Origin of the sequence: Salmonella sp. WC3 (assembly GCF_042932255.1) — a bacterium.
In the GTDB taxonomy this organism is placed as follows: domain Bacteria; phylum Pseudomonadota; class Gammaproteobacteria; order Enterobacterales; family Enterobacteriaceae; genus Salmonella; species Salmonella enterica.
The window spans coordinates 128,261-148,737 of sequence record NZ_CP170629.1; the positions used below are offsets into that span (position 1 = coordinate 128,261).

The 20,477-nt window shown below is 48.8% G+C and carries 20 protein-coding genes; 13 read left to right on the forward strand and 7 right to left on the reverse strand.

All coding sequences use genetic code 11. The features are described 5' to 3' along the window. From waaO to ACFK9X_RS00655, 5 genes are all read left to right on the forward strand, one after another. Positions 1–1,014, forward strand: a complete 1,014-nt coding sequence (waaO, locus tag ACFK9X_RS00635) for a lipopolysaccharide 3-alpha-galactosyltransferase (protein WP_151115220.1) — start codon at positions 1–3, stop codon at positions 1,012–1,014. Between the two features lie 17 nt (positions 1,015–1,031). Further along, positions 1,032–2,042, forward strand: a complete 1,011-nt coding sequence (gene rfaJ / locus ACFK9X_RS00640; RefSeq protein WP_151115222.1) for a lipopolysaccharide 1,2-glucosyltransferase RfaJ — start codon at positions 1,032–1,034, stop codon at positions 2,040–2,042. Between the two features lie 22 nt (positions 2,043–2,064). Beyond that, positions 2,065–2,763, forward strand: coding sequence for a lipopolysaccharide core heptose(II) kinase RfaY (gene rfaY, locus ACFK9X_RS00645; RefSeq protein WP_000582809.1), 699 nt, complete (start codon positions 2,065–2,067; stop codon positions 2,761–2,763). 149 nt (positions 2,764–2,912) lie between these two features. Further along, a complete protein-coding gene (waaZ, locus tag ACFK9X_RS00650) occupies positions 2,913–3,722 on the forward strand; it encodes a 3-deoxy-D-manno-oct-2-ulosonate III transferase WaaZ (RefSeq protein ID WP_001522045.1) in 810 nt (269 codons plus the stop codon). Positions 3,723–3,821: 99 nt separating this feature from the next. Then, on the forward strand, positions 3,822–4,967 hold the full coding sequence (locus ACFK9X_RS00655) for a lipopolysaccharide N-acetylglucosaminyltransferase (RefSeq protein WP_000591837.1): 1,146 nt from the start codon (positions 3,822–3,824) through the stop codon (positions 4,965–4,967). 56 nt (positions 4,968–5,023) lie between these two features. On the opposite strand, the gene rfaL is transcribed toward ACFK9X_RS00655, so the two are convergent. Genes rfaL through rfaD form a run of 4 tightly spaced genes read right to left on the reverse strand, consistent with a single transcriptional unit; the run spans position 5,024 to position 9,212 of the window. Next, a complete protein-coding gene (rfaL, locus tag ACFK9X_RS00660) occupies positions 5,024–6,238 on the reverse strand; it encodes an O-antigen ligase RfaL (protein WP_151115224.1) in 1,215 nt (404 codons plus the stop codon). Positions 6,239–6,277: 39 nt separating this feature from the next. Next, positions 6,278–7,231, reverse strand: coding sequence for a lipopolysaccharide heptosyltransferase RfaC (rfaC, locus tag ACFK9X_RS00665; RefSeq protein WP_001264616.1), 954 nt, complete (start codon positions 7,229–7,231; stop codon positions 6,278–6,280). Then, positions 7,231–8,277 (reverse strand): ADP-heptose--LPS heptosyltransferase RfaF, encoded by a 1,047-nt coding sequence (gene rfaF, locus ACFK9X_RS00670; protein WP_000699196.1) that lies wholly within the window; start codon positions 8,275–8,277, stop codon positions 7,231–7,233. Before rfaF ends, rfaC begins: the two co-directional genes overlap by 1 nt. A 2-nt stretch (positions 8,278–8,279) precedes the next feature. Further along, positions 8,280–9,212, reverse strand: a complete 933-nt coding sequence (rfaD, locus tag ACFK9X_RS00675) for an ADP-glyceromanno-heptose 6-epimerase (protein WP_000587771.1) — start codon at positions 9,210–9,212, stop codon at positions 8,280–8,282. A gap of 202 nt (positions 9,213–9,414) precedes the next feature. Between rfaD and kbl the strand changes: the two genes are divergently transcribed. The 3 genes from kbl to ACFK9X_RS00690 all read left to right on the forward strand — a co-directional run bounded on the left by kbl (position 9,415) and on the right by ACFK9X_RS00690 (position 13,174). After that, positions 9,415–10,611, forward strand: a complete 1,197-nt coding sequence (kbl, locus tag ACFK9X_RS00680; protein ID WP_151115226.1) for a glycine C-acetyltransferase — start codon at positions 9,415–9,417, stop codon at positions 10,609–10,611. Between the two features lie 9 nt (positions 10,612–10,620). After that, positions 10,621–11,646, forward strand: coding sequence for an L-threonine 3-dehydrogenase (gene tdh / locus ACFK9X_RS00685; protein ID WP_000645990.1), 1,026 nt, complete (start codon positions 10,621–10,623; stop codon positions 11,644–11,646). A 493-nt stretch (positions 11,647–12,139) separates the two neighbouring features. Then, positions 12,140–13,174, forward strand: a complete 1,035-nt coding sequence (locus ACFK9X_RS00690; RefSeq protein WP_000798206.1) for a glycosyltransferase — start codon at positions 12,140–12,142, stop codon at positions 13,172–13,174. On the opposite strand, the gene ACFK9X_RS00695 is transcribed toward ACFK9X_RS00690, so the two are convergent. Genes ACFK9X_RS00695 through gpmM form a run of 3 tightly spaced genes read right to left on the reverse strand, consistent with a single transcriptional unit; the run spans position 13,161 to position 16,964 of the window. Then, positions 13,161–14,123, reverse strand: coding sequence for a divergent polysaccharide deacetylase family protein (locus tag ACFK9X_RS00695; protein WP_151115228.1), 963 nt, complete (start codon positions 14,121–14,123; stop codon positions 13,161–13,163). The two genes, ACFK9X_RS00690 and ACFK9X_RS00695, sit on opposite strands and share 14 nt — an antisense overlap. A 3-nt stretch (positions 14,124–14,126) precedes the next feature. After that, positions 14,127–15,386 carry a murein hydrolase activator EnvC gene (gene envC, locus ACFK9X_RS00700; RefSeq protein WP_234839975.1) on the reverse strand — a complete coding sequence of 420 codons (1,260 nt, stop codon included), beginning with the start codon at positions 15,384–15,386 and terminating at the stop codon, positions 14,127–14,129. 33 nt (positions 15,387–15,419) lie between these two features. Continuing rightward, on the reverse strand, positions 15,420–16,964 hold the full coding sequence (gene gpmM, locus ACFK9X_RS00705; RefSeq protein WP_000116576.1) for a 2,3-bisphosphoglycerate-independent phosphoglycerate mutase: 1,545 nt from the start codon (positions 16,962–16,964) through the stop codon (positions 15,420–15,422). Between the two features lie 247 nt (positions 16,965–17,211). Between gpmM and ACFK9X_RS00710 the strand changes: the two genes are divergently transcribed. From ACFK9X_RS00710 to cysE, 5 genes are all read left to right on the forward strand, one after another. Beyond that, the gene (locus ACFK9X_RS00710; RefSeq protein WP_001156179.1) at positions 17,212–17,643 is read left to right on the forward strand and encodes a rhodanese-like domain-containing protein; all 432 of its coding nucleotides are present in this window, start codon (positions 17,212–17,214) and stop codon (positions 17,641–17,643) included. Between the two features lie 85 nt (positions 17,644–17,728). Continuing rightward, positions 17,729–17,980: a glutaredoxin 3 gene (gene grxC / locus ACFK9X_RS00715; protein ID WP_001273795.1), complete on the forward strand. Its 252-nt coding sequence runs from the start codon at positions 17,729–17,731 to the stop codon at positions 17,978–17,980. Between the two features lie 43 nt (positions 17,981–18,023). Beyond that, a complete protein-coding gene (gene secB / locus ACFK9X_RS00720; protein WP_151115230.1) occupies positions 18,024–18,491 on the forward strand; it encodes a protein-export chaperone SecB in 468 nt (155 codons plus the stop codon). Next, positions 18,491–19,510, forward strand: coding sequence for an NAD(P)H-dependent glycerol-3-phosphate dehydrogenase (gene gpsA / locus ACFK9X_RS00725; RefSeq protein ID WP_151115232.1), 1,020 nt, complete (start codon positions 18,491–18,493; stop codon positions 19,508–19,510). The genes secB and gpsA overlap by 1 nt, the downstream gene beginning before the upstream one ends. Positions 19,511–19,587: 77 nt before the next feature. After that, a complete protein-coding gene (gene cysE / locus ACFK9X_RS00730; protein WP_001112114.1) occupies positions 19,588–20,409 on the forward strand; it encodes a serine O-acetyltransferase in 822 nt (273 codons plus the stop codon). Positions 20,410–20,477 lie beyond the last annotated feature (68 nt).

Genomic DNA, 20,477 nt, shown 5'->3' on the forward strand with positions numbered 1-20,477 from the left:
ATGAGCAGAAAATATTTTGAAGAAGAAGTCATTCAACAGACTTTAGATTATAACTATGCACAACATAGTGATGCTGATAAATTTAATATAGCTTATGGGATTGATAAAAACTTTCTTTTTGGCTGTGGTGTCTCTATTGCATCGGTTCTCCTTGCTAACCCAGAGAAGGCGTTAGCTTTCCATGTTTTTACCGATTTCTTTGACTCTGAAGACCAGCAGCGATTTGAGGCATTAGCAAAACAGTACGCTACGCAGATTGTTGTTTACCTGATCGACTGTGAGCGCTTAAAATCGCTACCCAGTACCAAAAACTGGACCTATGCAACATACTTTAGATTCATTATCGCCGATTATTTTTCAGATAAAACAGATAGAGTACTTTATCTGGATGCAGATATTGCATGTAAAGGGAGTATTCAAGAACTTATTGATCTTAATTTCGCTGAAAATGAGTTTGCGGCGGTTGTTTCTGAAGGCGAGTTGGAGTGGTGGACTAAGCGCTCGGTTAGCCTGGCAACGCCTGGGCTGGTTTCTGGCTATTTTAATGCTGGTTTTATTTTAATTAACATACCTCTTTGGACCGCAGAAAATATCTCTAAGAAAGCGATTGAAATGCTAAAAGATCCGGAGGTAGTACAGCGCATAACGCACCTTGATCAGGATGTATTAAATATATTGTTAGTGAATAAAGCGCGTTTTGTTGATAAAAAATTTAATACACAATTTAGTCTTAACTATGAATTAAAAGATTCAGTTATTAATCCAGTCGATGCTGAGACTGTATTTGTTCATTATATCGGACCAACGAAGCCCTGGCATAGTTGGGGGGCTTATCCTGTGTCACAATATTTTTTACAGGCTAAGAGCAACTCACCATGGTCTCATTGTGCACTTTTAAATCCAGTCACTAGCCATCAGTTACGTTATGCGGCAAAGCATATGTTTAATCAGAAGCATTATACTTCGGGTATAAATTACTATATAGCCTACTTTAAACGTAAACTTCTTGAATAAAACCCATAGGTGATGTAATGGATTCATTTCCTGAGATAGAAATAGCTGAATATAAAATTTTTGATGAAAGTAATAATAATGATAATAACGTATTAAACATTTCTTATGGCGTTGATGAAAACTATCTTGATGGTGTGGGGGTATCAATCGCTTCAGTTGTATTAAACAATAATATCCCGCTCGCTTTTCACATTATTTGTGATTCATACTCCCCGTGTTTTGTAAAGTATATAGAGCGTTTAGCCGTACAGCATCACATAAAAATTTCTCTTTATCTTATTAAAGTAGAAAGCCTTGAGGTATTGCCTCAAACTAAAGTATGGTCGAGAGCAATGTATTTTCGTTTATTTGCTTTCGATTATCTCAGCAAGAAGGTAAACACCTTACTTTATTTGGATGCCGATGTTGTATGCAAAGGATCTTTGCAAGATCTTTTACAGCTTGATCTGACAGAGAAGATCGCTGCGGTCGTAAAAGATGTTGATTCCATCCAGAATAAGGTAAATGAGAGATTAAGCGCTTTTAATTTACAAGGTGGTTATTTTAACTCCGGCGTGGTTTTTGTTAACCTGAAACTATGGAAAGAGAATGCCTTAACTGAAAAGGCATTTTTACTTCTGGCAGGTAAAGAGGCTGACTCTTTTAAATATCCCGATCAGGATGTTTTGAATATTCTCCTACAGGACAAAGTCATTTTTCTGCCGCGACCATATAATACCATTTATACTATCAAAAGTGAGTTGAAAGATAAGTCACATAAAAAATATAGCAATATAATTAATGATAATACTGTTTTAATTCATTATACGGGCGCTACAAAACCATGGCATGCCTGGGCAAATTATCCTTCAGTTATCTATTATAAAAATGCACGACTGAACTCGCCCTGGAAAGATTCTCCTGCAAAAGATGCGCGTACCATAGTTGAATTTAAGAAGCGATATAAACATCTTCTCGTGCAGGTGCATTATTTTAAAGGCCTTCTGGCTGGAAGCGCATATCTTTATCGTAAACTTTTCCACAAATAATTCCCCTGCCTAAATCTCCATTATGATTATTGAAAAAAAGATTAAAAACTATACCGTCTTTGTCAAAAAAGACGGTGAAAAATACATTGAGATATTCAAAGATTTTCTATCTTATAATCATCAGGTTATTAAAGTCTTCCGTAATATAGAAGATACAAAAGTTGTATTGATTAATACAGACTACGGAAAATATATTCTCAAAGTATTTAGTCCAAAAGTAAAAAATACTGAACGCTTTTTCAAATCGTTAGTAAAAGGAGATTACTACGAAAAGCTTTTTCATCAGACAGATCGTGTGCGGCGTGAAGGGTTTGCGGCGCTTAATGATTTTTACCTGCTGGCGGAAATTAAAACATTACGCTATGTAAAAACATACGTGATGATAATTGAGTATATTGAAGGTATTGAACTTGTTGATATGCCAGAAATTTCTGACGAAGTGAGAGGAAAAATCAAACAGTCGATATATTCTCTGCATCAGCATGGTATGGTTTCGGGCGATCCCCATAAAGGTAACTTTATCCTGCAAGGCAATGAGATCAGAATTATTGATTTGTCCGGAAAAAGACCTTCCAGACAACGAAAAGCAAAGGATCGTATTGATTTAGAAAGACATTATGGTATCAAAAATAATGTGAGAGATATCGGATTTTACTTATTGATTTATAAGAAAAAACTTCGAAATTTCCTTCGTCGTATTAAGGGTAAGGAAAAGCGCTGATCAATGTAGCACGTTTGGTTTAATTTAAGGGGCTGCCTGACTTTTATTTGCTGCAGCGTTATGACATACTTGAGAGAATTTGAGATGTAATATTAGTTATTGAATATAACATTTATTTATAGGTTGCATGATAAACATACGAGTTTTTTATGGGCAGCGTTAACTTCATAACTCACGCCGATGTTCTGCAACTTATTGCGAAAAGAACGGCTGAAGATTGTATTATTTTTCTTTCTGGTCCTACGTCCAGAAAGACGCCGCTGTCCTTGTTACGAATGAAAGATGTCATTGCAGTCAATGGTTCTGTTCAATATTTGCTAAACAATAACGTCAAGCCATTTTTGTACCTTCTGACGGATGTTCGCTTCCTCCATCGTCGGCGCGAAGATTTTTATAACTTTAGCCGTAACAGTCAGTTTACTATCGTCAATCTTGATGTGTACGAACAGGCTTCAGTGGATGATCAAAAATATATTGAAGAAAACTGTTTAATTATTCGCTCCTTTTATCGCCGAGAAAAAGGGGGCTTTTTAAAGAAAATTAAATTTAATATCCTCAAGCGGGTTCATAAAGCATTACTTATTTCAGTTCCCCTTTCGAAAAGAGGGCGACTGGCTGGATTTTGCAAGGATATCAGCATCGGGTATTGCTCTTGCCATACTATTGCTTATACCGCTATTCAGGTTGCCTATTCCCTCAAGTATGGCCGTATTATATGTTCTGGGCTTGACTTAACAGGGAGTTGCTCACGTTTCTATGACGAATCTACCAGCCCTATGCCATCTGAGCTTAGTAAAGACCTGTTTAAAATACTGCCATTTTTTACTTTTATGAGAAAAAATGTGAGTGATTTAAATATCTTTAATTTATCAGATGATACTGCAATTCATTACGATATTATTCCATATATTACAGCCTCGGAACTTGAGGATGAAATATATTACGATAAAATTGTCTAGACACTAGATAAATCATTATTTTGCGTTGCTTCGGCACGCATTTCTTTTTCTATAACATTTCTTTTTCTATAAAGTTAACTATTCTGGATTATAGCTATTATGATTAAAAAAATCATATTTACTGTTACTCCTATATTTTCAATTCCTCCTCGTGGTGCGGCTGCGGTAGAAACCTGGATTTACCAGGTTGCAAAACGACTATCAATACCGAGTACTATTGCTTGTATAAAGAATGCTGGCTATCCTGAATATAATAAAATAAACGATAACTGTGATATTCATTACATTGGGTTTAGTAAAGTTTATAAGCGTCTTTTTCAGAAATGGACTCGTCTCGACCCACTACCCTATTCCCAGCGCGTCCTTAATATTAGAGATAAAGTGACTACCCAGAAAGATAGCGTCATTGTTATTCATAATAGTATGAAACTGTATCGGCAGATCAGAGAGCGCAATCCGAATGCAAAACTGGTTATGCACATGCATAACGCATTTGAACCAGAACTTCCTGATAACGATGCAAAAATTATCGTGCCCAGTCAGTTTCTTAAAGCGTTTTATGAAGAAAGATTGCCCGCCGCTGCTGTTAGTATTGTGCCTAATGGTTTTTGTGCTGAGACTTATAAAAGAAACCCACAAGATAATCTTCGTCAGCAATTAAATATTGCGGAAGATGCCACCGTTCTCTTATATGCCGGGAGAATTTCGCCTGATAAAGGCATCCTGTTGCTTTTGCAGGCGTTCAAACAATTACGTACCTTAAGAAGTAATATTAAACTTGTCGTTGTTGGCGACCCTTATGCAAGCCGCAAGGGTGAAAAAGCAGAGTATCAAAAGAAAGTACTGGACGCCGCAAAAGAGATTGGAGCTGATTGTATTATGGCTGGGGGGCAATCTCCTGACCAGATGCATAACTTCTATCATATAGCCGATCTGGTTATTGTGCCATCTCAGGTTGAAGAAGCATTTTGCATGGTGGCTGTAGAAGCGATGGCAGCAGGAAAAGCGGTTCTTGCCAGCAAAAAAGGGGGGATTAGCGAATTTGTGTTAGATGGCATAACGGGCTATCACCTCGCAGAGCCTATGTCGAGCGACAGTATAATTAATGATATTAACCGTGCGCTTGCTGATAAGGAACGCCACCAGATTGCCGAAAAAGCAAAATCCCTGGTGTTTTCAAAATACAGTTGGGAAAATGTAGCGCAGCGTTTCGAGGAACAAATGAAAAGCTGGTTTGATAAGTGATTGAGTTCTGATGATGAAAAACGCGCTGATACCGTAATAAGTATCAGCGCGTTTTTTTATCTATTTCTTAGCGCCAGCAGAAAACCAGTAATGATACCAATTTGAGCAATATCGACCTGTTCAAAATTGCCACGAACGATATAAAAACCGACGAAAGATAAAAATAGCAAGAGATGAGCATTGTAGGGGCTTATCTCTACTTTCCTGAAGGTAGAGCTGGCTGTTTCCCTGATGATAGCGCCATATAAATAGGCCAGGCTCGCCAGACCTAATATGCCTGCACTAAACCAGATGTACAGAATGGTATTATGCGGACCGATAGATTCTTTAAAGGTCCACGTTGGATAATCGACAACGCGTTTATTATAAACACTATCATACACATCATTACCATAGCCGTAGCCCTTGATCGGGTTTTCCTGAATCAGTATCCACGCGGTGCCCTGCGTTCCGTTAGTATAACGATATGAGCTATCTGTCTGCTGTAATTTATACAGTAAATGTTCTGGGTCTGGTTTGTTATTATGTTGAGTGATAACCAAAGCGCCGATAATGGCTAATAAAATGGCACCAACTCCTATTAACTTCCGTTGGCGGTTCAGTATTGCCCACAGAACACCTACTATAAGCACCGCCAACCATGCCCCTCGCGATAGGGTTCCCAGGATAAAGAAAAGGTAGATGGCGCTAAGCACCAAAAAAACCAACTTAATTGCATTTTTTCTAAACAGCCAAATATTCAATAATGCTGGAAATAAGAAAACCATGGAATCGGACATATGTCGATGCGCATAGCTTATGAATGGCATAATCCCTTTATTATAGTCCTCGATATACAGAATACTCTCTGCAAGGCAGCGAAGTCCTAAACTTGTTAAAAAGGAGAAAAGTACTATTTTCGCAACCGTTTCTTTTGTTTCATCTTTTAATAGTACGGGAATTAATAAAGTATATAATAAGAAACCCTCCAGTACCGTATTTTCAAATTCCTTGAAGCTTTCTTTCATATCTGGCGATATGAGTATGGAATAAACAAGGATTAATGATAATACTGCTACGCTATAAAATACGCTATTTTTGAAAAGAGGGGGGAAACTTTTCGGTGAGCGTGAGACCTGATAAATCGCGGTGATAACCATAAGTATGATTATCAAATGTTTATAACGCGTAATACCATCCAGAAAATACGTGGCAACAAAAAGAAAAACCAGCGCTTTATTCCAGATCGGTTTCCATTTCTCTTTATTTAACGTTAATGATGTGGTTAGCATCTTTTCTCCACAATAGGTTTGGGATGAGACAGTGTCTCTTTAATGAATCTTTCCAAATACGCTTGTGGCATCTAAATTCGCCAGGTTTTTTTCTGGTGAGCAGCATGCCATTTGGTTCTTCCCATAACCTCCAATTAACCCAGGGTCCGTTGGGCCATATAGCGTAATATTCGGTCTGTCGAGCGCGGCGGTGAGATGGCTCAGGCCGGTATCAACCGATACGACAAATTTTGCGCCAGCCAGCACTCTGGCGACCTCCTCCAGGCTCATGCGCGGTAACACATCCACATAGTCAAAGCCTTCGGCCAGTCGTTTAGCACGGGCCTCCTCATGAGGTGCGCCCCAGGGAAGTTTTATCCGTAATCCGGTGTTGCCCACCATACCGATAAGCTCGCGCCAGTTTGCTTCCGGCCAGTGTTTATCATCGCGGGTCGTGGCATGTAAAAATACCGCATATGGATCGCTGACCGCCTGCTGGCAATGCAGAAAATGTTTTGCGATGGCATAATCGCCCTGCGACTGCGGTTTATCGTATCCCAGGCTTTTGGCGAACAGCTCGCGCGTCCGCTCAACCGCATGTTGTTGCTTTGCGATATGGTGTTTACGGTTATAAAACAGGCTGGCCAGCGGTTCGCGGGCAGTACTCCAGTCCATACCGTGCTTTATCCCATGCGCCAGACGCGTCACCAGCGCCGCGCTTTTCACCAGCCCCTGCGCATCAATCACAGCGTCGTATTGGTATGCGCATACCGCCCGATGAAAGGCTGTGCGTTCCGCTTTAATGGGCGCGGAAAACCAGGCTTTGCGCCAACGGCGAATAGCGACGGGAATCACGCGATCGACAGCACTGTGCCAGGACGGAATTTGCGCAAACCCTTCTTCGACAACCCAGTCAAATTGAATCCCTGGAATAGCCTGTTGCGCGTCGGTAAGCGCAGGCAGGGTATGTAATACGTCGCCCATCGATGATGTTTTAACGATCAAAACCCGCATTAAACGCCCTCTTCCGACAACAGCGAATGAAGCTCTTCCAGAACCCGCTGCGGCGTGATATCGATCAGGCTCTGGTGATAGCCTTGCGCCGTATCGCCTTTACGCACTTTGTGATAACCCGTAATGAGACGAATCACCCGGGCCTTATGAGACAGCGGTGGCGTGAAATCCGGGCTACTTGGGCCATACAAGGCGACCAGCGGGCGGTCGAGCGCCGCCGCGACGTGCATCAGCCCGGAATCGTTGGTGACGATGGCTTTACAGGCGGCTATCAGAATGACGGCCTGTTCCAGCTGGGTTTCCCCCGCCAGGTTGCGACACCATGCCTGCTGCTCGCTATTCAGCGCTGCCAGGATCTCATTTCCGGCTTCATGGTCTTTTGCCGAGCCAAACAGTACGACCTGATACCCTTCGTTAATGAGCTGCTTTGCCAGTTCGGCGTAGTGATAGTGCGGCCAACGTTTTGCCGGGCCAAATTCCGCGCCGGGGCAAAAGCCGATCAGAGGACGTTCAGAAGATAGTGAAAAGTCGCTGCACATCAGCGACTTTTCACCCTCGCTAACCTGGAGCTGCGGCCAGAGTAGCGGCTGCGGCAGATCTTTCGCCGTGCGCATCACGCCCTTGTCATAAGCCAGCGCCACGTAGCGCTCCACCATCAGCGGCCAGGCGTCCTTATCAAGGACGCGCGCATCGTTCAGCAGGCCATAGCGCATTTCGCCGCGCCAGCCGGTACGGTGCGGGATATTGGCAAAGAAAGGAATCAGCGCCGATTTAAACGAATTTGGCAACACCCAGGCGCGATCGTAGCGCTTCTCTCGCAGGCTATGGCCCAATCTGCGGCGCTCGCCGATTTCCAGCGCGCCGTGGCCCAGCGGCATGGGTATCGCCTCGTTAACTTCCGGCATACGCGATAACAACGGACGGCACCAGGCTGGCGCCATCACGTCGATTATCGCCTGGGGATAGCGCGCTTTAAGCGTGCGATAGAGACTTTGCGACATCATCATGTCGCCCACCCAGGACGGGCCAATGACCAAAATTTTCATACTTACGCGTCGCGGTTCAGCCAGGCCATATACTCCGTGACGCCTTCGGCGACGGTCTTAAAGGGTTTGTCGTAGCCCGCGTTGCGTAGATTGGTTAAATCCGCCTGCGTAAACGCCTGATAGCGGCCTTTCAGCTTATCCGGGAACGGAATGTATTCAATGCTGCCTTTTTTATGGTATGCCAGCGTCGCGTCGGCGACGGCCTGGAAAGATTCCGCACGGCCTGTGCCCAGGTTAAAGATGCCGGACTTACCGCTTTCCAGGAACCACAGGTTAACGGCGGCCACATCGCCCACGTAAACGAAGTCGCGCTTGAAGTTTTCGCTGCCTTCAAACAGTTTCGGGCTTTCGCCGTTGTTTAACTGTGTATTCAGATGAAATGCCACGCTTGCCATGCTGCCTTTATGGCCTTCACGTGGTCCATAGACGTTGAAATAGCGGAAACCGACAATCTGCGAGTTCGCTTCTGGCAGGATCTGGCGCACATATTCATCAAACAGGAATTTAGAATAGCCGTAAACGTTAAGCGGTTTTTCGTATTCGCGCGATTCGATGAAATCAGACGTGCGACCGCCATAGGTGGCGGCAGAAGAGGCATAGAGGAACGGGATTTCGCGCTCAAGACAATAGTGCAGCAGCTCTTTGGAGTATTGATAGTTATTATCCATCATATACTTGCCGTCCCACTCGGTGGTGGAAGAGCAGGCGCCTTCATGGAAAATAGCTTCGATATCGCCGAGCTCTTCTCCGGACATAATCTGGATCAGGAAATCTTCCTTATCCATATAGTCAGCAATGTTCAGATCCACCAGGTTTACAAACTTGGTGCCGTCTTTCAGGTTATCCACCACCAGAATATCGGTGATACCTTTATCATTCAGGGCCTTAACGATATTGCTGCCGATAAAGCCCGCGCCGCCGGTAACGATGATCATAACTGTAACCTTTGAATTATGGTGTCAGAGACTGTCTCAGACATGAATGCTCTTATCATAACACTATTCATCCATTCACTGATAACCCGTGAGGATACGCGTGATTTATGCTGCATTTTAAAGAAGTGATGACGCGTCATCTCGTATCAACGTATCGCTTTGGGTAATATGTGCTGAAATTTGCCCAGTCTGGAGAATCGCAATGCGTGGGGATTTTTACAAACAGTTAACCAACGATCTGGAAACCGCCCGGGTGGAAGGATTGTTTAAAGAAGAGCGCATTATTACATCTGCGCAGCAGGCGGATATCACCGTGGCGGATGGAGGCCACGTTATTAACTTTTGCGCCAATAACTACCTCGGGCTGGCGAATCACCCTGAGCTGATTAATGCCGCAAAAGCGGGTATGGACAGCCACGGTTTCGGTATGGCGTCCGTGCGTTTTATCTGCGGCACCCAGGATAGCCACAAAGCGCTGGAGCAAAAGCTGGCAAGCTTCCTCGGCATGGAAGATGCGATTCTGTATTCCTCCTGTTTCGACGCTAACGGCGGCTTGTTTGAGACGTTGCTGGGCGCGGAAGACGCTATTATTTCCGACGCGCTGAACCACGCGTCTATCATTGACGGCGTGCGTTTGTGTAAAGCGAAGCGCTATCGCTATGCCAACAACGATATGGCAGAGCTGGAAGCGCGGCTGAAAGAGGCGCGTGAGGCCGGCGCGCGTCATGTCCTGATCGCCACCGACGGGGTGTTCTCAATGGATGGCGTCATCGCCAATCTGAAAGGCGTCTGTGATCTGGCCGATAAATACGATGCGCTGGTGATGGTTGATGATTCTCACGCGGTAGGCTTTGTCGGCGAAAACGGTCGCGGTTCCCATGAATACTGCGACGTAATGGGCCGCGTAGATATTATTACCGGTACGCTGGGCAAAGCGTTAGGCGGCGCATCCGGCGGTTATACCGCGGCGCGTAAAGAGGTCGTTGAGTGGTTGCGTCAGCGTTCCCGCCCATATCTGTTCTCCAACTCCCTGGCGCCGGCAATCGTGGCGGCTTCTATTAAAGTGTTGGAGATGGTGGAAGCGGGCGCAGAACTGCGCGATCGCTTGTGGGCGAACGCCCGGCAGTTCCGTGAGCAGATGTCTGCCGCGGGATTTACGCTGGCAGGCGCGGATCACGCCATCATCCCGGTAATGCTGGGAGATGCGGTTGTCGCGCAGAAATTTGCCCGCGAACTGCAAAAAGAGGGCATTTACGTTACCGGTTTCTTCTATCCGGTCGTACCAAAAGGTCAGGCGCGTATTCGTACCCAGATGTCTGCGGCGCATACGCCTGAGCAAATTACGCGTGCGGTAGACGCGTTCACGCGTATTGGTAAACAACTGGGCGTGATTGCCTGAGGATGTAAGATGAAAGCGTTATCCAAACTGAAAGCGGAAGAGGGCATCTGGATGACCGACGTTCCGGAACCGGAAGTCGGCCATAACGATTTGCTGATTAAAATCCGTAAAACAGCCATCTGCGGTACTGACGTTCACATCTATAACTGGGATGACTGGTCGCAAAAAACCATCCCGGTTCCGATGGTCGTGGGGCATGAATATGTCGGCGAAGTGGTCGGCATCGGTCAGGAAGTGAAAGGCTTTAAAATCGGCGATCGCGTCTCCGGCGAAGGTCACATCACCTGCGGTCATTGCCGCAACTGCCGCGGCGGTCGCACTCACCTGTGTCGCAACACCACCGGCGTGGGCGTCAACCGTCCCGGCTGCTTTGCGGAATACCTGGTCATCCCGGCGTTCAATGCGTTTAAAATCCCGGATAACATTTCTGATGATTTAGCCTCTATTTTCGACCCGTTTGGTAATGCGGTGCATACGGCGCTGTCTTTCGATCTGGTCGGCGAAGATGTACTGGTATCGGGGGCGGGGCCAATCGGCGTAATGGCCGCCGCGGTGGCGAAACATGTTGGCGCGCGTCATGTGGTGATTACTGACGTCAATGAATACCGTCTGGAGCTGGCGCGCAAAATGGGCGTCACCCGCGCGGTCAACGTCGCGAAAGAGAGCCTGAACGACGTCATGGCGGAGCTGGGAATGACCGAAGGGTTCGATGTGGGTCTGGAGATGTCCGGCGCGCCGCCGGCGTTTCGTACCATGCTGGACACCATGAATCACGGCGGTCGTATTGCGATGCTGGGGATTCCGCCATCAGATATGTCTATCGACTGGACAAAAGTCATCTTTAAGGGCTTGTTCATTAAAGGTATTTATGGTCGTGAGATGTTCGAAACGTGGTACAAAATGGCGGCGCTGATCCAGTCCGGTCTGGATCTGTCACCGATTATCACCCATCGTTTCTCTATTGATGATTTCCAGAAAGGTTTTGATGCCATGCGTTCAGGCCAGTCAGGAAAAGTTATTCTGAGCTGGGATTAATATGTATATACCCAAAATAATTCGAGTTGCTTAAAGGCGGCAAGGGAGTGAGTCCCCAGGAGCATAGATAACTATATGACTGGGGTGAACGACAAATCTGCCGGGAGCAGATTTGAACGTCGCTTGCGACGGCCCGTCAGGGCGAGGCCCATGGATGGGCCGAGTAATCCGTAGCCAACACATAAGCAACTTGAAGTATGAAGGGTATAGAGACCCGATAATTTTATCGGGTCTGATATACGTTTCATCGTAAAAGGTTGGTGTCATTCGCCAACCTTTTTTGTTAGGGAAAATCTGGAAAGCCGTAAAGAATTGTCATAGACATCAAGCATTCGTAATTGCGCTTTACTCTTATTTTACTCGCTAACGTCACGCTCTACTCTGAGTTTTGTGCTTGCTTTTTACTGTAAAAATTAATTATGGCGGCTTAATAGTTTCTTAATAGAGCCACAGTATAAAGGCAGGGTAAATTAAGGTTTTTCTGGTAATCGTTATGAAAAATAGTAAAACCAAAGTGAGTATCATTGTCCCGTTATATAATGCGGGAGCGGATTTTAATGCTTGCATGGCGTCGTTAATCGCGCAAACGTGGTCGGCGCTGGAAATTATTATTGTGAATGATGGATCGACGGATCATTCCGTTGAGATAGCAAAACATTACGCGGAACATTACCCACATGTTCGACTGCTTCATCAGGCCAATGCTGGCGCATCTGTCGCCCGTAATCTTGGCCTGCAAGCGGCGACCGGCGATTATGTCGCCTTTGTCGATGCGGATGACCAGGTCTACCCGAAGATGTATGAAACGCTGATGACTATGGCGCTTAACGATGATCTGGACGTTGCGCAGTGTAATGCGGACTGGTGCGTCCGAAAAACCGGGCACGCCTGGCAATCTATTCCGACCGATCGTCTGCGTTCCACCGGGGTATTAAGCGGACCGGATTGGTTGCGTATGGCGTTGGCCTCGCGGCGCTGGACGCATGTTGTCTGGATGGGCGTTTATCGACGTGCGTTAATTACCGATAACAATATTACTTTCGTTCCCGGACTACATCATCAGGACATATTATGGTCGACGGAAGTTATGTTTAATGCCACGCGCGTACGTTATACCGAACAATCATTATATAAATATTTCCTGCATGATAATTCGGTAAGCCGTTTGCAAAGACAAGGCAATAAAAATCTTAATTATCAGCGGCATTATATTAAAATTACGCGATTATTAGAAAAGCTCAATCGTGATTATGCCCGTCGTATTCCGATTTACCCGGAATTTCGCCAGCAAATTACCTGGGAAGCGTTACGCGTTTGTCATGCGGTACGTAAAGAGCCTGATATTTTGACCCGCCAGCGTATGATTGCCGAAATTTTTACTTCTGGCATGTATAGACGGATGATGGCTAACGTCCGCAGCGCGAAAGCAGCTTATCAGACGCTGCTCTGGTCCTTCCGGCTGTGGCAATGGCGCGACAAAACCTTGTCGCACCGTCGTATGGCCCGTAAGGCGCTCAATCTGTCTTAGCGCTCACGTTTTTAGGCGCGGCGATTTTCCCCCAGCCTTGCCACTGGTGCTGAAACCAGGTAACCACGGAACTTTGCGTAATGCTCTCGCCGATGACGCTGAAAAAGCGCGTAGCGTAGACCGGTTGCAGCGGTTTTTTCGGCTTGCACATCTTCACGCCGCGGAAGGGATTGCGCGGTGCGTCAATTTTCTGCGGCGTCACACCAGGTCGGGACGTATCTACCTGCGGTTCGTTGAGCAGGCTGCCTGGACGTACCAGGGTGATATCCGCCGGCAGGCGATAAACCATCTGTTGCAGCACGCGCACCGTTGCGGGATGCGGATGACCAATCGCGATAGCGGAACCGTTGCGACGGGCCAGTTCGATAGCGCGATTAAACTGACGACGGATATCCGTCTCGTTTTGCGTATCGTCGAGGAACACTTTGCGCTTGATCACTTTCACACCCGTACCGGATGCCGCGCGCATCGCCTGGCTATTGCCAATCGTCATGCTGTCGAGAAAATAGAGATTGTAATGTTCCAGCGCCTGCATAACTTTTTGCATACCGAACAGGCTGGAAGTCATTGCGCTGCCCATGTGGTTATTAAGCCCGACGGCATACGGCACGTTGTTTACCGCCTCGCGGATAATGCGCTCGATCTTATCGCTGCTCATATCTGGTCGCAGCGTATCCTTCTCCAGCGGCTGTTTGCTTAGCGGCGCCATCGGCAGATGGATTAACACCTCATGCCCGCTATTGTGGGCTTTAGTTGCCATTTCGCGCGCGTGCGGCGCGTTGGGCAGTACGGCGACGGAAATGTTTGGCGGCAGCGCCAGAACCTGGTTTTCCGTGTGCGGGCGATAGCCAAAATCATCAATCACGATGGCGAGCTTGCCAGCGAAAACGGGATGTGCAAACGCCAGCAAAGTGGCCAGCGTGAGAATGGAGCGACGAAACTGAGGCAAAACTTATCTTCCCAACCACGGCTGTGGATTGACGGCCTGACCCTGGCGACGAATTTCGAAATAAAGCGAGGGTCTGCCCTGACCGCCGCTACTGCCCACAAGGGCGATAGGTTGTCCGGCGCGCACCTGCGCGCCTACGCTGACCAGCGCGCTCTGGTTATAGCCGTAAAGGCTCATATCACCTTTACCATGCTCCACGACCACCACCAGGCCATAGCCTTGCAGCCAGTCCGCCAGAATCACCCTGCCGTCGGCGATGGCTTTGACCTCGGTGCCTTCCGACGCGCCGATCACCATCCCCTTCCAACGTAGCTCACCCTGCAGCCGTTCGCCATAGCGATGTAATATCGGGCCGCGTACCGGCCAGTATGCCTGACCGCGTGGCGCGCCCAGACCGCCGGTGCGGGACATTAGCGAACGCTTGCTTTCCGTCGGCTTATAGGTGCTGCCTTTACGCGAGGCTTCCTGCTGCTTATCGCGTACCGCCTGCGCTTCGCGGGCTTCACGCTCCGCTCGCGCTTTGGCCGCCGCTTCCGCCCGCGCGATACTGTTGCGTAGGCGTGATTCGTTGGCGCGCAGTTCGCTTAACTGTTGCTGGCCTTGCTGAATAGACGACTCCAGTCCGGCAAGCGTTTTCTTACGTTCATTACGCGCCTGCTCCAGCTTCGCCTGTTGGGCGCGCTGCTCATACAGCAACGTTTGTTGTTGGCTTTGCTTCTCTTCCAGCTCGGCTTTTTGCGTGGCGACCTGTTCGCGAGTCTGCTTCAGTTCGGCGATAGTCTCCTGGCGCGCCTGGTTCAGATAGCCGAAGTAGGCCTGCAGGCGTTGCCCACGCTGGCTCTCTTCTCCGCTAAGAATAAGCTGAATGCCGGTGTGTTCGCCCTGGCGGAAAGCGGCGTCCAACTGTGCGGCGAGATTACGCTCCTGGCTGGCTTTTTGCTGCTCCAGTTTGGCAATTGAGGCGTTCATCTCATCAATTTGCGCGTTTAACTGATCCAGAGTGCTTTGCGTTTCGCGCAGCTTACGCGCTGCGGCCGAGATGGCCTCTTCCTGGGCTTTCAGTTGTGCCAGGAGGCTGGCGCGCTGCTGCTGCTGCTGGCGTACGTCGCGTTCTTTCGCGGCGATATCGGCCTGAATAGATTTGAGTTGATCACGGTCATCCGCGTGGGCGGAAAAGGCGCACAACAATACGCCAGCGCTAAGTACGCTGGCGTAGAACAAAGGCCTGACTGAAAACGTTCTTGGTTTCACGGCCTGTTGAATGGTGTTAATCGCCTTTCCCCTCATGGGGAGGGATTATTCCACGATGAACAGCGGCTTACCAGTCATCTCTTGCGGGATTTCCATCCCCATCAGCGACAGCATGGTAGGCGCAATGTCTGAAAGTTTGCCGCCTTCGACCGCCTTCACGTTTTTCTCGCCGACATAAATCAGCGGCACCGGCAGGTTGGTGTGGGCGGTATGCGCCTGACCGGTCGCCGGATCGCGCATCTGCTCCGCGTTGCCGTGGTCCGCGGTAATCAACAGTTGTCCACCAACGGACTCAACCGCTTTTGTTACCTGTTCAATGCAGTTATCCAACGCTTCCACCGCTTTGATGGCGGCTTCCATCACGCCGGTATGACCGACCATATCGCCGTTTGGATAGTTACAAATGATGGTGTCGTACTTACCGCTTTCGATCGCCGCGACCAATTTTTCAGTCAATTCTGCAGAGCTCATTTCCGGTTGCAGGTCATAAGTGGCCACTTTCGGTGAGTTGATCAGAATACGCTCTTCACCAGCAAACGGTTCTTCTACGCCGCCGTTAAAGAAAAAGGTTACGTGCGCATATTTTTCCGTTTCGGAAATACGCAGCTGAGTTTTGTCGTTTTTCGCCATCCATTCGCCAAAGGTATTCGCCAGCGACGCTGGTGGGTAGGCAACGGCAGTTTTGATGTCGGCGGCGTATTCGGTCAGCATCACGAAGTTCAGATTAACCACTTTCTTACGCGCAAAGCCGTCGAAATCAGCATTAACGAAAGCGCGGGTAATTTCGCGCGCGCGGTCAGCGCGGAAGTTCATGAAAATCAGCGTGTCGCCGTCTTCCATCGCCGCATCAGCCTGGCCCTCGGCGCGGATAACGGTCGCTTTGACAAACTCATCGTTTTCATCACGAGCGTAAGCGGCCTGCAGGCCAGCCACAGCGGTATCCGCCTGGAATTCGCCCTGGGCCAGGGTCATCAGATCATACGCTTTTTCCACGCGATCCCAACGGTTGTCGCGGTCCATAGCGTAGTAACGACCGACGATAGACGCCACGCGGCCTTTGCCCAGCGCGGCGAATTTGTCTTCGAATTTTTTCAGCGAGGCTTCAGCGCTGCGCGGCGGCGTGTCGCGACCGTCGAGGAAGGCGTGCAGATAGATTTTTTCTGCGCCGCGCTCTGCGGCCAGCTCCACCATCGCCATAATGTGATCTTCGTGGCTGTGGACGCCGCCCGCGGACAGCAGACCCATAATATGAACCGCTTTACCGGCGTTTTTCGCCTGGTCTACCGCATTGGTCAGGACTGGGTTAGCAAAGAAAGTACGTTCTTTAATTTCAACGTCCAGACGCGTCAGGTCCTGATAAACGATGCGGCCTGCGCCCAGGTTAACGTGGCCCACTTCGGAGTTGCCCATCTGGCGGTCAGGCAGACCCACTTCCAGACCGGATGCGTCGATCAGGGTATGCGGACGTTTTGCCCACAGAGCATCCATCACCGGGGTTTTGGCGTTTAAGATAGCGTTATCCTGCTGTTCTTCACGGTAGCCGTAGCCATCCAGAATCACCAGTACCATAGGTTTTTTAGAAACCGACATTGCGACAACCTCATACTCAATAGACAAAATAATTGCGTAATTTTACTACAGCTGAATCGATAAAATAGCCTCAGAAGATCAAAGAAAGGGATCGCGCTGGCGTGAGAAGGCAAGTAATAGCGTGATTTTTTTTCGTAGCGCCCCGCAAAAATGCATTCCAGTGCACGCTCTGGCTGTATTTGCGCCACTGCACAGGTATACTCCTTTCCTGGTTTTTTAATCACTACGTCGGGAGTTGTTACCCCCCATGCAAGAAATTATGCAATTTGTTGGCCGTCATCCCATACTGAGTATCGCCTGGATTGCGTTACTGGTGGCGGTTTTATTTACCACGTTCAAAGGTCTGACTTCAAAAGTTAAGGTGATTACACGCGGCGAAGCCACGCGCCTTATCAACAAAGAGGACGCCGTTGTTGTGGATTTACGTCAACGTGACGATTTCCGTAAAGGCCATATCGCTGGCGCGACCAATTTGCTGCCGAGCGAAATCAAAGCCAACAATGTTGGCGAACTGGAAAAGCACAAAGACAAGCCGATTATCGTGGTCGACGGTTCTGGTATGCAGTGCCAGGAATCCGCTAACGCGCTGACAAAAGCCGGCTTTGAAAAGGTCTTTGTGTTGAAAGAAGGCGTAGCAGGCTGGAGCGGCGAGAATCTGCCTCTGGTGCGCGGTAAGTGATTACCCGTCGTTTTCATGGCGCAAGGGGAATGACTTGCCTTTGCGTCGACATGAAATCCATCGGGTAAAAAACAGGAGCGAAGTCATGGCCAATATTGAAATCTACACCAAAGCAACCTGCCCGTTTTGCCATCGTGCAAAGGCGCTGTTAAACAGCAAGGGCGTGAGTTTCCAGGAAATTGCGATTGACGGCGACGCCGTGAAGCGTGAAGAGATGATCAAACGTAGTGGCCGAACGACGGTTCCGCAAATTTTTATTGATGCACAGCACATTGGCGGTTGTGACGACTTGTATGCGCTGGATGCGCGTGGTGGACTGGATCCGCTGTTGCGTTAAGGCGTACTCAAGTATTTAAGGACAACACTAAAGGGTTTTACACATGTCAGAACAAAATAACACTGAAATGGCTTTCCAGATCCAACGTATCTATACCAAGGATGTTTCTTTCGAAGCGCCAAACGCACCGCATGTTTTCCAGAAAGATTGGCAGCCAGAGGTTAAACTGGATCTTGATACGGCATCTTCCCAACTGGCGGATGACGTTTATGAAGTTGTGCTGCGTGTTACCGTAACGGCTTCCCTGGGGGAAGAAACCTCGTTCCTGTGCGAAGTTCAGCAGGCCGGTATTTTCTCCATCAGCGGTATTGAAGGCACTCAGATGGCGCATTGCCTGGGCGCATACTGCCCGAACATTCTGTTCCCGTATGCTCGCGAATGCATCACCAGCCTGGTTTCACGCGGTACGTTCCCGCAACTGAACCTTGCGCCGGTCAACTTTGATGCGCTGTTCATGAACTATTTGCAGCAGCAGGCTGGCGAAGGTACTGAAGAACATCAGGATGCCTGATGAACCAAAGTAATGCGTCAATGACAGTCATCGGTGCCGGCTCGTACGGCACCGCTCTTGCCATCACTCTGGCGAGAAACGGCCACCAGGTTGTCCTGTGGGGCCATGACCCAAAACATATCGCGACCCTGGAGCACGATCGCTGCAACGTCGCGTTCCTTCCCGATGTGCCTTTTCCCGATACGTTACACCTGGAAAGCGACTTAGCAACCGCGCTGGCGGCCAGTCGTAACATTCTGGTGGTGGTGCCAAGCCATGTTTTCAGCGACGTGCTGCGGCAGATTAAACCGCTGATGCGTCAGGATGCGCGTCTGGTATGGGCGACCAAAGGCCTGGAAGCGGAAACGGGGCGCCTGTTGCAGGATGTCGCTCGCGAGGCGTTAGGCGATCAAATCCCGCTGGCGGTGATTTCCGGTCCGACGTTCGCTAAAGAGATGGCGGCGGGTTTGCCGACGGCAATCTCGCTGGCCTCAACCGATGAGACCTTTGCCGACGATCTCCAGCAACTGTTGCACTGCGGAAAAAGTTTTCGCGTCTATATCAATGCGGATTTTATCGGCGTGCAGCTTGGCGGCGCGGTGAAAAACGTGATTGCGATTGGCGCGGGGATGTCTGACGGCATCGGCTTCGGCGCGAACGCCCGCACGGCGCTAATCACGCGTGGACTGACCGAAATGTCGCGGCTTGGCGCAGCGCTTGGTGCCGATCCCGCCACCTTTATGGGGATGGCGGGTTTAGGCGATCTGGTGCTGACCTGTACCGACAACCAGTCGCGCAACCGTCGTTTTGGCGTGATGCTTGGCCAGAGCATGGACGTTAAAGGCGCGCAGGATAAGATTGGCCAGGTGGTCGAAGGCTATCGCAATACGAAAGAAGTTCGTGAATTGGCGCACCGTTTTGGTGTTGAAATGCCAATAACCGAGGAAATTTATCAAGTATTGTATTGCGGAAAAAACGCGCGCGAGGCAGCATTAACGTTATTAGGTCGCGCCCGCAAGGAAGAGCTGAGTCGCCACTAGCCGTAAGGAACTGTTTGCATAAACGACCCAACCCGCACAGAACGGGTTGGTCGTTTTCTGCCCGTCTGGAGTAAGCCATGCCGTGTGAAGAACTGGAAATCGTCTGGAAGAATATTAAAGCTGAAGCCCGCGCTTTAGCTGACTGTGAGCCTATGTTGGCCAGTTTTTATCACGCCACGCTACTCAAGCATGAAAATCTGGGCAGTGCGCTGAGCTATATGCTGGCAAATAAACTGGCTTCGCCCATCATGCCCGCTATCGCTATCCGTGAAGTAGTTGAAGAAGCCTATGCCGCCGACCCGGAAATGATCGCGTCGGCAGCCTGCGATATTCAGGCCGTGCGCACTCGCGATCCGGCGGTGGATAAATACTCCACGCCACTGTTATATCTGAAAGGCTTTCATGCGCTACAGGCCTACCGCATTGGTCACTGGTTGTGGAATAAAGGTCGCCGCGCGCTGGCTATCTTCCTGCAAAATCAGGTTTCGGTCTCGTTTCAGGTGGATATTCACCCGGCAGCGAAAATTGGCCGCGGGATTATGCTCGACCATGCCACCGGTATTGTGGTGGGGGAGACGGCGGTTATTGAAGATGATGTGTCGATCCTGCAATCCGTCACCCTGGGCGGTACCGGGAAAACGAGCGGCGATCGTCATCCTAAAATCCGCGAAGGCGTGATGATTGGCGCGGGCGCGAAAATTCTCGGCAATATCGAGGTGGGGCGCGGCGCGAAAATTGGCGCAGGTTCCGTCGTTTTACAGCCTGTCCCGCCGCACACTACCGCCGCAGGCGTTCCGGCGCGTATTGTCGGCAAGCCGGGCAGCGATAAGCCGTCGATGGATATGGACCAGCATTTCAACGGGCTACACCATACGTTTGAGTATGGCGACGGCATCTGAATTGCGCGGTACAACTAAAAAACGCTGTTCCGATGGAGTGCAATCCCGGAACAGCGGAGCGAAGAATT

Bases quoted from the DNA above. Each gene is read 5' to 3' on its own strand.
- ACFK9X_RS00690 (WP_000798206.1), top strand. From the start codon at position 12,140: ATGAAAAATAGTAAAACCAAAGTGAGTATCATTGTCCCGTTATATAAT.
- tdh (WP_000645990.1), top strand. From the start codon at position 10,621: ATGAAAGCGTTATCCAAACTGAAAGCGGAAGAGGGCATCTGGATGACC.
- ACFK9X_RS00655 (WP_000591837.1), top strand. From the start codon at position 3,822: ATGATTAAAAAAATCATATTTACTGTTACTCCTATATTTTCAATTCCT.
- rfaJ (WP_151115222.1), top strand. From the start codon at position 1,032: ATGGATTCATTTCCTGAGATAGAAATAGCTGAATATAAAATTTTTGAT.
- rfaC (WP_001264616.1), bottom strand. From the start codon at position 7,231: ATGCGGGTTTTGATCGTTAAAACATCATCGATGGGCGACGTATTACAT.
- cysE (WP_001112114.1), top strand. From the start codon at position 19,588: ATGCCGTGTGAAGAACTGGAAATCGTCTGGAAGAATATTAAAGCTGAA.
- waaZ (WP_001522045.1), top strand. From the start codon at position 2,913: ATGGGCAGCGTTAACTTCATAACTCACGCCGATGTTCTGCAACTTATT.
- gpsA (WP_151115232.1), top strand. From the start codon at position 18,491: ATGAACCAAAGTAATGCGTCAATGACAGTCATCGGTGCCGGCTCGTAC.
- waaO (WP_151115220.1), top strand. From the start codon at position 1: ATGAGCAGAAAATATTTTGAAGAAGAAGTCATTCAACAGACTTTAGAT.
- rfaD (WP_000587771.1), bottom strand. From the start codon at position 9,212: ATGATCATCGTTACCGGCGGCGCGGGCTTTATCGGCAGCAATATCGTT.
- rfaF (WP_000699196.1), bottom strand. From the start codon at position 8,277: ATGAAAATTTTGGTCATTGGCCCGTCCTGGGTGGGCGACATGATGATG.
- secB (WP_151115230.1), top strand. From the start codon at position 18,024: ATGTCAGAACAAAATAACACTGAAATGGCTTTCCAGATCCAACGTATC.
- grxC (WP_001273795.1), top strand. From the start codon at position 17,729: ATGGCCAATATTGAAATCTACACCAAAGCAACCTGCCCGTTTTGCCAT.
- ACFK9X_RS00710 (WP_001156179.1), top strand. From the start codon at position 17,212: ATGCAAGAAATTATGCAATTTGTTGGCCGTCATCCCATACTGAGTATC.
- rfaY (WP_000582809.1), top strand. From the start codon at position 2,065: ATGATTATTGAAAAAAAGATTAAAAACTATACCGTCTTTGTCAAAAAA.
- rfaL (WP_151115224.1), bottom strand. From the start codon at position 6,238: ATGCTAACCACATCATTAACGTTAAATAAAGAGAAATGGAAACCGATC.
- gpmM (WP_000116576.1), bottom strand. From the start codon at position 16,964: ATGTCGGTTTCTAAAAAACCTATGGTACTGGTGATTCTGGATGGCTAC.
- kbl (WP_151115226.1), top strand. From the start codon at position 9,415: ATGCGTGGGGATTTTTACAAACAGTTAACCAACGATCTGGAAACCGCC.